Origin of the sequence: Duodenibacillus massiliensis (assembly GCF_900128485.1) — a bacterium.
GTDB lineage: Bacteria > Pseudomonadota > Gammaproteobacteria > Burkholderiales > Burkholderiaceae_F > Duodenibacillus > Duodenibacillus massiliensis.
In genome coordinates this window covers 185,318-198,536 of the sequence record NZ_LT635860.1, presented here as the reverse complement: position 1 = coordinate 198,536, position 13,219 = coordinate 185,318, and the positions used below count along the sequence as shown (strand labels likewise).

The window sequence follows — 13,219 nt, the reverse complement described above, 5'->3', positions numbered from 1 at the left end:
CGGTCCCGGCCGTCTTCTTCAGAGAACAACCGGAAAGAACCGCAAACATTTGATTTTAACTCAGGAAAGTACTGCTTTTTCGGGCAAAAACTTTGACAAAGCCCGCGCAAAAGCACCTAATAGTTGTCCCTACCGTCGAGATCATCGTCATGAACCGTGTCGGACACGTCCTTTGCCTCACTTTCCGGCAAAGCGGCCGCATCAGCCTCTCCCGCGTTTAAATCCCTGAGCCGGCGGTTCATGACGTTGGTGCGGGTTCTGAGTTTGGTAAGGTCGCCCGTGACGCCTTCAATGCGTTTTTCCACTTTGGCAACCGCCTCATTAAAGCGCTCAAATTCGGTTTTAACGACTGCCAGAAGCCGCCAGACTTCCGCACTTTTTTCTTCGACGGCCAAGGTCCTGAAACCCATCTGCAGGCTGTTGATAAGTGCCGCCAAAACCGTGGGGCCTGCGACCGTCACCCGCACTTCCCGCTGAATCCGCTCCATGAGCCCCGGGCACTTCAAAACCTCAGCCCAGAGACTCTCAGCCGGGAGGTAAAGCACCGCAAATTCCGTCGTATACGGGACCTCCACGTACTTCTCATGAATCTTTCGGGCTTCAAGCAGTATCCGGTTATAAAGCGCCTTGCGGGCCGCTTCCGCCGCAGCTGCGTCCCCGTCTTCCGTTGCCTGCGTGAGCCGCTCATAGTCTTCCAGAGGAAACTTCGCGTCAATCGGCAGCCACACGGTTTCACCGGTTGTTCTTCCGGGAAGCTTCACGGCAAATTCCACGCGCTCAGAACTTTTCGGGCGCGTTGCGACGTTGACCGTATACTGCTCGGGCGTTAAGAGTTCCTCAAGAATCATTCCGAGTTGCACTTCACCGAACGTGCCCCGGGTTTTGACGTTGGTGAGTACCCGCCTTAACCCCTCAACGTTACTTGCCATCTCGCGCATTTCGCCCAAACCACGGTGTACGGCGGAGAGCTGATCTTCCACGGTCTTAAAGCTTGCGGTAAGGCGCGTTGCGAGCGTCTCCTGCAGTTTCTCCTCGACCGTCGCGCGCATCGCTTCAAGCGCACGGGCGTTGGTGTCGTTAAGCGTCCGCGCCTCGCGTCTTGCTTCTTCCTGAAAGGTGCTCATGGACCGGGCCACTGCCGAGAGCCCCTCGTTTTGGGTGCGCGTAAGGCCCTCAAGGGTTTGCCTCAGTTCCGTCTGCAGACTTCTGTCACGCTCAGCGGCAAAGGCCTGGCTTCTTGCGAGGGTATCAGACAAAAACTGTGCCGTGCGGTTTTGGGCGTCATTCATGCGCTCGCAGGACGCAAGCACATCACTTCTCACGCCGTTAACCTGCACGGTAAGCCCTGCCGCCGTCTCGTGCGTGCGGCGCTCAAGCGCGGCGATAAAAGTCTCTTCAAAGGCTTCGCGCCCGCGCTTTTCCCGCGCCTGCCCCGCGAGAATAAAGCCCGCAAGGACAATGACGAGCACCAGCAGCGCCGCAAGAATCCCGACGAGAAAAACCGCATTGGTGTTTAAAAAAGCCGCTACCCCTGTCATAGTGCCTGATCTTTGAAAAAGTACGGCACGAAGCTTAACAGGCAGAAACGAAACGGGCCCGGTTTCGTTTATCGAAAGTCCGGGCCCGCGCGTTGGGTTAAAGCGTACTGCTGTTAAGAGGCAAGCAGCGCATTCATCTCACGGATAAAGCCGTTGGGATCAGCAAGCGTCCCCTGCTCGGCCAAAACCGCCTGATCAAGGATCACCTTGGCCCAGCGCTCAAACGCCGCGTCGTCACCGGCCGCCGCCTTCTGCACCAGAGGATGATTGACGTTCACTTCCAAAATGTAGCGGGCCTGCGGCACGGGCTGGCCCGCCGCCTCAAACATGCGGCGCATCTGAGCCGAAATAAACGCCCCGTTTTCAGCCACCACGCAGCTCGGGGAATCTGTGAGGCGCGTTGCGGCGCGCACGTCAACGACCTTGTTACCGAGGGCCTTCTTAAAGCGTTCAACCAGGGGTTTGGCTTTTTCAGCCGCTTCTTTTTCCTTGGCCTCGTCCTTTTTGTCAGCGAGTTCCCCGAGTTCGAGGTCTGAGCTTGTCACCGAGACAAAGGCCTTGCCCTCGTACTCAAAGAGGTTCCCCATGAGCCACTCGTCGATCCGCTCCCACATGAGAAGCACTTCGATGCCTTTTTTCTTAAGCTCTTCAAGGTAGGGCGACGTCTCCGCCGTCTGCCGGCTGGTGGCCACGAGGTAATAAATCTTGTCCTGACCCTTGGGCATACGGGCAACGTAGTCGGCCAAACTCACGTCCTCACTGCCCGTGCCGGCCTTCGTTGAGGCAAAGCGCATGAGCTTCATGAGCGTGCCGCGGTTGGCGGGATCCTCAACGGGGCCTTCCTTCAGAACGCGCCCGAACGTCTTCCAGAAGGCGGCGTACTTCGCGGGATCGTCCTTGGCAAGCTTTTCAAGCATTGTGAGCACGCGGTGCGTGAGCGCTTTCTTCAATTTCTGCGTCACGGCCGTTTCCTGCAGCATTTCACGCGAAACGTTGAGGGGAAGGTCGTTCGTGTCCACAAGCCCGCGCACAAAGCGCAGGTAGTGCGGCAGGAACTGCTCGGCTTCATCCATGATGAAGACGCGCTGCACAAAAAGTTTGAGCCCGTGCTCGGCATCACGGTTAAAGAGGTCCCACGGGGCTTCCGTCGGAATGTAAAGAAGCGACGTGTACTCAAGCTCCCCTTCGACCTTGTTGTGGCTCCAGACCAAAGGATCGTCGTAGGCGTGCGTCAGGTGCCTATAAAACTCCTTGTACTGCTCGTCCTTTACGTCGCGCGGGTTGATCGTCCAGAGGGCCTTGGCGTCGTTAACCTGCACCCACTCAAATACCGGTGCCGCAGGCTTTTCCCCTTCTTTCGGGGTTTCAGCCGTCTTTTCCTTCCAGAGATAAACAGGTACGGCGATGTGATCCGAATACTTCGTGATCGCTGTTTCCAGAACCCAGGCATCCAAAAACTTCTGCGCATCCGCCTTCAGATGCAGCACTATGTCTGTGCCGCGCTCCTTGCGGTCAATTCTTTCAGCCGTATAGGTGCCCAAGCCTTCACTTTCCCAGCAGACGCCTTCGTTTTGAGCAGCCTTTGCCGAGCGCGAGTAAACCGTTACTTTATCGGCGACAATAAAGGCCGAATAAAAGCCGACGCCAAAGCGCCCGATCAACTGCGAGTCCTTGGCGGCGTCGCCGGAGAGCGACTTAAAGAATTCATCGGTACCGGACTTGGCGATGGTGCCCAAGTGTTCCTGCGCCTCTTCCACCGTCATGCCGATGCCGTTATCGGAAATCGTCAGCGTTCCCGCATCCTTATCGGCCTTCACGCGGATTCTGAGGATCGGATCGTCGCCCAGAAGCTTTTGGTCGGTAAGCGACAGAAAGTGCAGCTTATCCAAGGCGTCCGAGGCGTTGGAAATGAGTTCCCTCAGAAAGACTTCTTTATTGGAGTAAAGCGAATTGGCGAGAAGATCAAGTAGTTTTGCGACTTCGGTCTGAAAACCGTGCAACTGTGCTGCCATGGTGAATGTGTCTCCGAAAAACAAACGGGCGCAAACGCATTGCGCCGATCAATGATTGCTCGTATTTGGGGACGGTCCCGGTGAGTTTCAAGTTACAAAAACGCCGCAAAACACAACGGGGTCTCTTAAGAAACCCACAGGTTTTGCGGCGTCTGCGGCCGGATACGTGATTGTCCAGCCCTTGATGCAAAATTACTTCGCGGCAGCCTTCGCGGCCTTCGTCGCCTTGGCGGGGGCTTCCTCCTTGCGGATGAGGCTCACAACGTCACAGGCGGAGACGTCCTTGAGGCGAATCAGCACAACGCGGGCGCCCTGGAAGAGGAAGTTGCCGTCCTTCTTATCCTTTTCGCTCAGAGCCTTCAGAAAGGTTTCGATTTGGGGATTGAGGATTTCAGGTTTTTCCGCGTTAAACGGAATCACGATGTTCTGACCGCCTTCCAGAAAAACGGTGAGCTGCTGAATAACCTCCGTCATTTTCTTATAGTCCTTTTTAAGAGTCAGTCCTTCTCGCCCGAATGCTTCACATCGCCGGCCGTGATCTAGGGGGTGCGGCTTTTTTGCTGAGCCTCTTGCCCGTCTTCAATCGAGCCTGGAACATATAGATCCGAACGCTTGGGGGAGAAAATCTGTTGTTTTCCGGTCGGCTTCTCGGGAATTTCGGGCACGGGAGCCGCGGTTTTTCCCTTCGGAACCAGCCGGAAAAGTACTTCATCGCTACGAATCATACCCAAACGCATGCGGGCGCGCTCGCTTACGGCGCCGCTGCCGCTTTCGAGTGACTCGATTTCGGCGGCAGCTGCATCGTTTTCGGCACGCAACCGGTCGTTGGCGGCGCGCACACTTGCGAGCTCCGCCTCCAGAGCCTGCATTCTTAATACGCCCCCCTTGCCGAACCAGAGCGGCCACTGAATCGCGACCGCGAGGATAAAGACAAGGAGGTAAATCAAATGCCGCAACGACACGGTGAAAGTATCAGTCCGTCAGTTACTTCTTAATGCAGTAAAAAGCGCTTTTACCCGGGTAGACCGCGCAGTCGCCCAAGCGCTCTTCGATACGAAGGAGCTGATTGTACTTGGCCATACGGTCAGAGCGCGACATACTGCCCGTCTTGATCTGACCGGCATTAAGCCCCACGGCGATGTCGGCAATCGTGCTGTCTTCGGTTTCGCCCGAACGGTGCGAGACGACGGCGGTATAGCCCGCGCGCTTTGCCATTTCAATCGCTTCAAAGGTTTCGGTGAGCGTACCGATCTGGTTCACCTTAATGAGGATCGAATTGGCAACACCCTTTTCGATCCCTTCCTTCAGAATCTTGGGGTTGGTGACAAAAAGATCATCACCCACAAGCTGCACACGGTCGCCAAGCTTCTCGGTGAGCATCTTCCAGCCTTCCCAGTCGCCTTCGGCCATACCGTCTTCGATGCTGATGATCGGGTACTTATTGACCCAACCTTCGAGCACGCCGGCCCATTCTTCGGCGGTCATTGCCTTGCCGCCGCTCTTTTTCATCACGTACTTGCCGTTATCGAAGAATTCGCTCGAGGCGCAGTCAAGGCCGATCATGATGTCCTTGCCCGGCTCAAAACCAGCTTGCTTCACCGCTTCAAGGATGAGTTCGATCGCTTCCTCGTGGCTTTCGCACTTCGGGGCAAAGCCGCCTTCATCGCCCACGGCCGTACTCATGCCGCGGCTGTTGATGATTTTCTTTAAGGTGTGGAAGGTTTCCGCGCCGTAGCGGAGCGCCTCCTTAAAGCTCGGAGCCCCCACCGGAATGATCATGAATTCCTGCAGGTCGAGGTTGTTGTTGGCGTGCGCGCCGCCGTTAATGACGTTCATCATCGGTACCGGCATCTGAACAGCACCCATGCCGCCGAAGTAGCGGAAAAGCGGAAGCCCCGACTCCTCGGCTGCGGCCCGCGCCACGGCCATCGAAACCGCGAGAATGGCGTTGGCGCCGAGACGGCCCTTGTTTTCCGTACCGTCAAGTTCAATCATCGTGCGGTCGATAAAGGCATGATCGCTAGCTTCACTGCCGAGAATGGCGTCGGCGATTTCGCCGTTCACGTTCTCAACGGCCTTTAACACACCCTTGCCGCCGTAGCGCTTCTTGTCGCCGTCGCGCAGTTCAATCGCTTCGCGGATGCCGGTGGAGGCTCCGGACGGAACCGCCGCGCGGGCCATCGTGCCGCTTTCAAGGTACACATCACACTCAACGGTGGGATTGCCGCGGCTGTCAAGAATTTCGCGGGCAACGATATCGATAATAGAACTCATAAAGACGAATCCTTACTAGATCAGGTTAAAAGTTTTCTTCGAGGAAGGGCTTGGCCTTCACTATTTTGTCAATGGCCGTGAGGCTTTCCAAAAGGGCCGGCATTTTCGCGAGCGGCACGGCGTTGGGGCCGTCGCTTTTGGCGCACGCCGGATCCGGATGCGTTTCCATAAACAGGCCGTCCACGCCCACCGCAACCGCGGCGCGCGCAAGCACCGGCACAAAGCGACGGTCACCGCCCGAACACGTGCCGTTGCCGCCCGGAAGCTGCACCGAGTGCGTGGCGTCAAAAACGACGGGGGCCTTGGTTTCGCGCATGATCGCAAGGCTTCGCATGTCGCTTACGAGATTACCGTAACCGAAACTCGCACCGCGCTCGCACACGCAGAAGCGGTCGGGATCCAGGCCCGCTTCCTCAGCCGCATGACGGGCCTTGGCGACAACGTTTACCATATCGTGGGGCGCGAGAAACTGCCCCTTTTTGATGTTTACGGGTTTTCCGCTTTTGGCGCAGGCGCGGATAAAGTCCGTCTGCCGGCAAAGAAAGGCCGGCGTCTGCAGGACGTCAACGACGTCGGCCACTTCCGGAACTTCGGCTTCGGTGTGAACGTCGGTTAAAACCGGCACACCGATTTTTTCGCGCACTTGCGCAAGAATCCTCAGCCCCTCGGCCATCCCCGGACCGCGGAAACTCGTGTCGGAGGTACGGTTAGCCTTGTCAAAACTGGCCTTAAAGATGTAGGGAATACCGAGCCTGCCGGTGACCTCCTTCATAAACCCGGCGATTTCCATCACCATCGCTTCGCTTTCAATCACGCAGGGACCGGCAATGAGGAAAAAGGGGCGCCGGCCGCCCGTTTCAAATCCGCAGAGCTTCACGGGGTAACCTCTTCAAGTATCAAAAGCGGCCGCGGCACCATGCGTACCGTGACCGCTTCGGGTTAAAACTTACTTGTCGCCAAAGCCTTCGTGAGAAGCCTTGTAGTCAATCGCCGCCTTCACAAACGCTTCAAAAAGCGGGTGACCGGTGCGGGGGTTTGACGTAAATTCCGGGTGGAACTGCACTCCGAAGAAGAACGGATGGTCCTTTAATTCCATCATTTCAGGCAGGTGCTCGGTCGGGGTCCTCGCCGAAATCGTCATGCCGTGCGCCTCAAACTGCGAAACGTAGGCGTTGTTGACTTCGTAGCGGTGGCGGTGACGTTCGCAGACCGTGTCGCCGTAAATCTTCTGCGCAAGCGTCCCGGGTTCAACGGGCACGCGCTGGCTCCCGAGGCGCAGCGTCCCGCCCAGGTCACTTTTTTCATCGCGGTGCTCGATGCGGCCGGACTGATCGCGCCACTCAGTGATGAGCGCCACCACCGGGTGCGGCGTATCGACATCAAATTCGGTGGAATTGGCGCCGCCCAAACCGCAGACGTGACGGGCAAATTCAATGACCGCTGTCTGCATGCCGAGACAGATACCCAAAAACGGAATCTTGTTGACGCGGGCGTATTCGATCGCCTTAATCATGCCCTCGGTGCCGCGCTTACCGAAGCCCCCGGGAACGAGCACGGCGTCAACGCCCTTCAGGGAGTCCGTACCTTCCTTTTCAAGCTGTTCGGCGTCCACCCACCGGGTCTTCACGCGGGTTTCGGTGCGGATACCGGCGTGCGTGAGCGCTTCGTTGAGGCTCTTATAGCTGTCGGCGTAATCGACGTACTTGCCCACCATGCCGATCACGACTTCGCGCTTGGGCTCCTTAATGCGGCGCACGATTTCTTGCCAGACGGAGAGGTTCGCGGGCGGCGTATTAAGACCGAGCTTTTCACAGACGATGTCGTCCATGCGCTGCGCATGCAGCATGAGGGGCACTTCGTAAATGGTCTTGGCGTCGGTGACGCTGATCACGCAGTCCATCGGGACGTTGCAGAAGAGAGCGATCTTGGCGCGTTCGCTTTCGGGAATGTCGCGTTCGGCGCGGCAAAGCAGGAGATCGGGGTACACACCCTCTTCTCTGAGCTTTTGCACGGAGTGCTGCGTGGGCTTGGTTTTGAGTTCCCCGGCAGCGGCCACATACGGGCACAGCGTCAGATGCACAAAGCAGGCGTTGCCGCGGCCCACACGGAAACTCATCTGGCGCACCGCCTCAACGAAAGGCAGCGACTCAATGTCGCCCACCGTGCCGCCGATTTCCACAACGGCGACGTCACACTGTCCGCCGCAGGAATTTTTGGCTCCGCGCTGGATGAATTCCTGGATTTCGTTGGTGATGTGGGGAATCACCTGAACGGTCTTGCCGAGGTATTCGCCGCGGCGTTCCTTCTCAAGAACGCTCTTATAGATCTGACCGGTCGTGAAGTTGTTATAGCGGTGCATCTTCGAGGAGATGAAACGCTCATAGTGGCCGAGGTCAAGGTCGGTTTCCGCCCCGTCTTCGGTCACAAACACTTCACCGTGCTGAAACGGGCTCATCGTGCCCGGATCCACGTTGATGTACGGATCAAGCTTGATCATCGTCACCTTGAGTCCGCGGGACTCCAGAAGTGCCGCCAAAGAAGCGGCGGCGATGCCTTTACCCAAACTGGAGACAACGCCGCCGGTCACGAATACATATTTAGTCATTCTCTTTTCGCTCGCCAGGTACAAAAACTGCACGCACAAAAAGCGGCCGCATGCCCGCCTATTCGTCCGCACGGTCCTTGAGAAGTGTTATTGGGCGAATTATATAGACAGAGAGGTTCAGTTTCAGTGTTCTTTTTGCGGATGCCAGGAAGAATCAGTTCCTGCTACCGGCGTTGTATCAAAGTTTGCCATGCTTTTTGAGCCAGAAGCCGTACAAAACTCCTCCTATGCCGATAGCGCCGACGAACAAAACGGCGATCAGACAACCCACGATCGGAGGCATAACCGAACCTCAAAAATTTGTCGCTGCCAGCGTCCATTGCTCACGGGATTCACCTTTGTTAACGATCATTAATGTTTACTGTCCGTTATTTTGATGATTAAATCCCGCGCAAACCCACTTGCTTAATGATCAATTGATCATCAATAACCATCAGATAACATACATTAAGCATTAATTCATGCAAAACATTTTCAAATTATGCATCATGTATGTTATGCGTGTATGTTATCGCCCGAACCTTGGACAATTTTAACGGCGCTGTTGTCTCTATACTCCGCTTGCCAGACACACCAATACCCACCACTTCCATGCGCAACGCCTTTATTGCCCTGCATGTCTCGATTCTTTTAGCCGGCTGGACCGGTGTGTTCGGCAAGCTGATTGAGCTCACCCCTTTCATGATTGTCTTCTGGCGCGTGGTGATCGGGGGTTCCGTGCTTCTGGGCATTGTCCTTGCGGTAAAACGCCTTGAAAAGTGCTCGGCAAAGGACATCACGCGTTTTATGCTGCTCGGCGCTTTTCTTGCGCTGCAGTGGATGCTTTTTTACGCCGCCATTAAGGCCAGTAACGTGAGTATCGGCGTACTGAGTTTTTCAACAGTCGGATTTTTCACCGCAATCTTTGAGCCGCTTTTGGAAAGAAAACGGATTTCACTGAAAGAAATCGGCTTTTCGATGCTCACGATTTTGGGCATCGCGCTCATCTTTCACTTTGACTCGCGCTACCGGCTGGGGCTTTTCTACGGGGTGCTAAGCGCCGCGGGTGCAGCTTTGATCGCCATCTTCATGAAGTCCTTCCGGCGCACGCACAATCCGGAAACGGTGCTTACCTGGCAGTTTGCCGGAGCCGTTCTTTCCTTTGCGGCGGCTGCGCCTTTTGTGTTCCTGGCCAACCCCGAAACGCGCTTTTGGCCGGTGCTTTGGCCCGATACGCTTTACCTCGTGATCTTTGCCACGGTGATCACGCTCGGGATGTACCTGCTGCAGATGATGGCGTTAAAGCACATCTCGGCCTTTACGCTTAACCTCTCCTACAACCTTGAGCCCGTCTACTCCATTCTCATTGCGATGGTTCTTTTTGACGAAGCCCGGGAACTCAACTTCAGCTTCTGGGCGGGGCTTGCTCTGATTGCGCTTTCGGTCGTTCTTCAGACCGCTTCCGTTTTGCGGCAGAAAAAAGCGGCCGAAGGCCGGCCGCTCGCGTAACTTGCGCGTTTTACACTCAGAGCGTAAGAACCGCAAGAAGTGCCGCTGCCGTCGGAAAAACGGCCAGCGAGGAATCAAAGCGGTCAAAAAAGCCGCCGTGCCCGGGGAGTAAATTACTCGAATCCTTGACGCCCGCCTGGCGCTTGACGGCTGACTCAAAAAGGTCTCCGGCAATGGAAACCGCCACCAACAGAAGAACCGCTGCGAACCCGGCGGCGTAGCCCATCTTGTCCAAAACGACACTTGTGAAAATCATGTCGTGCGGCAGGGTCTCGGCGGCAATGATCGCAAAGGCAAACACAAAGACAACGGCTCCGACAGCCCCCGCCCAGGTCTTCCCCGGGCTGATTGCGGGCGCCATCTTGCGCTTGCCAAAGAGCCTGCCGCAGAAATAGGCGCAGATGTCCGCAAGCCAAATAACCGCGAAAACCGAAAGCATGAATACGAGGCCCGTTGCGGTCATCCGTTCAAAAGCAAACCAGGCGGAAACCGGAAAGAGAACGGCAAAGACAAGCGACACCGTGCGCTTTATGCGGAAACCCAGGTTGCGCGCGGCAAACAAAACAGCGGTGAGCGCAAGCCACAGGCAGCTCACAACGAGCATGAGGCCCGTATAGACCGTGTCGGTTAACCGAATATCGTAAAAGGCGCAGGCTGCAAGCACCACGGTACCGATGACGGCAGCGGCACCTGCCGCACCCGGCGTGACTTTAAGCATCAAGAGCCACTCGCCCATCGCAATCATGAAGGCCGCGGCAATAAGCGCCTTAAAGGCAGCGGGCGAAAAGAACCAGGCAGCGGCAAAAACGGCCACCAAAACGAGAGCTGTGATAACGCGGGTTTTTAACATGCATCCACCTTTAAGCGTTGTCGTTGCGGTTTACTAGCCGCCGTTTTTAACCTGATCCCCGGTCCGGCCGAAGCGCCGCTCGCGTCCGGCAAACCAGGTCAGCGCCTCATTGAAGTCGGCTTCGCTGAAGTCGGGCCACAGGACTTCGGTAAACCACAGTTCGGCGTACGCGAGCTGCCAGAGAAGAAAGTTTGAAATCCGCTGCTCTCCCCCGGTACGGATCATCAGATCCACAGGCCCGGCCCACTGCATGGAAACAGCGTCCGTCACCGTTTCCACCGTCACGGGTTTGTCGTCACGTACCAGGCGGTTCACGGCATCCACCACATCCCAGCGGCCGCCGTAGTTGGCACAGATATTAAGGGTCATGGCTTGCGCACCCTCAGTCATCTGTTCCGCGGTGCGGATCGCTGCCTGCAGCTCCGGCGAAAAGACCTTGGTATCCCCCACCACATGAAGCCTGATGCCGGCCTCGCTTAAAGGCTCTGCCTCGCGCGTTAAGCCGTCCACGAAAAAGCGCATGAGGGCGTTAACTTCATCGGCGGGACGCTTCCAGTTTTCGCTCGAAAACGCAAAGACCGTGAGATGCCGGATACCGGCTTTGCGGGCGGCTTCGGTGAGGCGCTTTAAGGCTGCCATTCCGCGCCTGTGACCTTCCACGCGCGGCAGAAAACGGGCCTTCGCCCAGCGGCCGTTACCGTCCATCACCACCGCAACATGTGCCGGAATATGTGAGCTCATCGCCCGAAACAATCCTTAACAAAAACAGAGGATTAAGAACATGACCGCCCCGAAAACACACCGGCTTTCAGGGCGGAAATACTGTAGGGATACCGCAGACGGCATTAAACCGTCATCACTTCCTTTTCCTTCTCGGCAACGACTTTATCGATCGCTTCGATGTACTTGTCGGTGATCTTCTGGATGTCCTTTTCGGCGCCGCGGGAGTCGTCTTCGCTCACTTCCTTGGCTTTTTCGAGTTTCTTCACCTGTTCGTTGGCGTCACGGCGCAGATTACGCACGGCCACCTTGGCGTCTTCGCCTTCGCTTCTCACCACCTTCGTGATTTCACGGCGGCGCTCTTCGGTAAGCGGAGGCAGCGGCACGCGAATGATGTCACCGGAGGTCGCCGGGTTCAGGCCCAGGTCGCTCGTGAGAATCGCCTTTTCAATCACAGGGATCATCTTGCGGTCCCAGGGCTGCACGGTCAGCGTGCGGGCGTCGCCGACGCCCAAGTTCGCGACCTGAGAAAGCGGCGTCATCGAGCCGTAGTATTCAACCGAGATGTGGTCGAGCAACCCCACCGAGGCACGGCCCGTACGCAGTTTCGTGAATTCCTCACGCAGCGTTTCCACCGTACGGTTCATTTTGTGTTCAGCGGTCTGCTGAATTTCTGCAATCGTTGTCATGGCCTTGTTTTAATGTGTATGGCAAAAAACAATTGGACTATTTTAGCAGTGAACGAGCGTCCCCTCGTCTTCCCCCAACACCACACGGCGCATCGCGCCCTTCTTGTGGATGGAGAAGACCTTGATCGGAAGCTTCTGATCACGGCAAAGAGCAAAGGCCGTTGCGTCCATCACCTTGAGGTCACGCTTCATGCATTCATCAAACGTGATGTCGTGGTAAAGCGTGGCATTGGGATTTTTCTTCGGGTCTTCAGAATAGATGCCGTCAACCTTGGTGGCCTTTAAAACGACTTCCGCGCCGATCTCGGCGCCGCGCAGTGCGGCCGTCGTGTCGGTCGTAAAGAAAGGATTGCCCGTGCCCGCCGCGAAAATCACGACGCGGCCTTTCTGCAGATAGCGAAGCGCTCTGCCGCGGATATAGGGTTCAGCCACCTGCTCCATCGCCAGAGCACTCTGCACGCGTGCTTCAACGCCCGCGTTTCTGAGCGCATCCTGCAACGCCATACCGTTCATGACGGTCGCAAGCATCCCCATGTAGTCGCCGGTTGCGCGGTCCATACCGGTCGCTCCCAGAGCCACACCGCGGAAGATGTTGCCGCCCCCGACAACAATACCGAGTTCCACCCCGAGTGACAGAACGTCCTTGATGTCTTCAACGATCGAAGCAAGCGTTGCGCGGTTGATGCCGAAGGCGTCATCCCCCATCAGCGCCTCACCGGAAAGCTTCAGGAGAATTCGTTTGAATTTAGGCGCAGGCGTCTGCCCGTTCGTTTCTGTCATGTCGTGGCTCCAATTATGTCTTTCAAACCCGTTTTTTATCCGGCCCAAAGCATCAGGAAAAGGACCTAATAAAAAATCCGTAAAAATCCAGCGTCATGATACCGCCAAATCTGACCTTCTTAAGACGCGGATCAGAAAAAATTTTGCGTGCGTCCGGACTTCGCCGGCGAAAGTGACGGCCGCAAAAAACGCGCTCCGGCAACACGGCCGAAACGCGTTTTTCCTGCCGGGTGCCGAAAAATTTCCGGCACCGTCAGAAAGCG

Annotated in this window: 12 protein-coding genes; 1 reads left to right on the top strand and 11 read right to left on the bottom strand. The window is 56.4% G+C overall.

Features of this window, described 5'->3' with window-relative positions; translation table 11 throughout:
* Positions 1-116: 116 nt before the first annotated feature.
* The 7 genes from BQ7486_RS06465 to BQ7486_RS06435 form a co-directional block, all read right to left on the bottom strand.
* Positions 117-1,538: a DNA recombination protein RmuC gene (locus BQ7486_RS06465; protein ID WP_074009407.1), complete on the bottom strand. Its 1,422-nt coding sequence runs from the start codon at positions 1,536-1,538 to the stop codon at positions 117-119.
* A 113-nt stretch (positions 1,539-1,651) separates the two neighbouring features.
* Positions 1,652-3,550 (bottom strand): molecular chaperone HtpG, encoded by a 1,899-nt coding sequence (gene htpG / locus BQ7486_RS06460; protein ID WP_074009406.1) that lies wholly within the window; start codon positions 3,548-3,550, stop codon positions 1,652-1,654.
* 192 nt (positions 3,551-3,742) lie between these two features.
* Positions 3,743-4,024 carry a hypothetical protein gene (locus BQ7486_RS06455; RefSeq protein WP_074009405.1) on the bottom strand — a complete coding sequence of 94 codons (282 nt, stop codon included), beginning with the start codon at positions 4,022-4,024 and terminating at the stop codon, positions 3,743-3,745.
* Positions 4,025-4,089: 65 nt separating this feature from the next.
* Positions 4,090-4,512: a septum formation initiator family protein gene (locus BQ7486_RS06450; protein WP_022373069.1), complete on the bottom strand. Its 423-nt coding sequence runs from the start codon at positions 4,510-4,512 to the stop codon at positions 4,090-4,092.
* 22 nt (positions 4,513-4,534) lie between these two features.
* Complete coding sequence (eno, locus tag BQ7486_RS06445) at positions 4,535-5,824, bottom strand: phosphopyruvate hydratase (RefSeq protein ID WP_074009403.1); 1,290 nt, start codon at positions 5,822-5,824, stop codon at positions 4,535-4,537.
* A gap of 25 nt (positions 5,825-5,849) precedes the next feature.
* Positions 5,850-6,701 carry a 3-deoxy-8-phosphooctulonate synthase gene (gene kdsA / locus BQ7486_RS06440; RefSeq protein ID WP_074009402.1) on the bottom strand — a complete coding sequence of 284 codons (852 nt, stop codon included), beginning with the start codon at positions 6,699-6,701 and terminating at the stop codon, positions 5,850-5,852.
* 69 nt (positions 6,702-6,770) lie between these two features.
* Positions 6,771-8,429, bottom strand: a complete 1,659-nt coding sequence (locus tag BQ7486_RS06435) for a CTP synthase (protein ID WP_022373066.1) — start codon at positions 8,427-8,429, stop codon at positions 6,771-6,773.
* A 591-nt stretch (positions 8,430-9,020) separates the two neighbouring features.
* On the opposite strand from BQ7486_RS06435, the gene BQ7486_RS06430 reads away from it, so the two are divergent.
* Positions 9,021-9,917 carry a DMT family transporter gene (locus tag BQ7486_RS06430; protein WP_074009401.1) on the top strand — a complete coding sequence of 299 codons (897 nt, stop codon included), beginning with the start codon at positions 9,021-9,023 and terminating at the stop codon, positions 9,915-9,917.
* Between the two features lie 16 nt (positions 9,918-9,933).
* Here BQ7486_RS06430 and BQ7486_RS06425 read toward each other — a convergent pair whose 3' ends face one another.
* The 4 genes from BQ7486_RS06425 to pyrH form a co-directional block, all read right to left on the bottom strand.
* Entirely contained in the window at positions 9,934-10,767 is an 834-nt protein-coding gene (locus BQ7486_RS06425; RefSeq protein WP_022373627.1) for a phosphatidate cytidylyltransferase, read from the bottom strand.
* A 33-nt stretch (positions 10,768-10,800) separates the two neighbouring features.
* A complete protein-coding gene (gene uppS / locus BQ7486_RS06420; RefSeq protein WP_074009400.1) occupies positions 10,801-11,508 on the bottom strand; it encodes a polyprenyl diphosphate synthase in 708 nt (235 codons plus the stop codon).
* Between the two features lie 104 nt (positions 11,509-11,612).
* Positions 11,613-12,176 carry a ribosome recycling factor gene (frr, locus tag BQ7486_RS06415; RefSeq protein WP_022373629.1) on the bottom strand — a complete coding sequence of 188 codons (564 nt, stop codon included), beginning with the start codon at positions 12,174-12,176 and terminating at the stop codon, positions 11,613-11,615.
* A 42-nt stretch (positions 12,177-12,218) separates the two neighbouring features.
* Complete coding sequence (gene pyrH, locus BQ7486_RS06410) at positions 12,219-12,956, bottom strand: UMP kinase (RefSeq protein ID WP_074009562.1); 738 nt, start codon at positions 12,954-12,956, stop codon at positions 12,219-12,221.
* Positions 12,957-13,219: the final 263 nt, after the last annotated feature.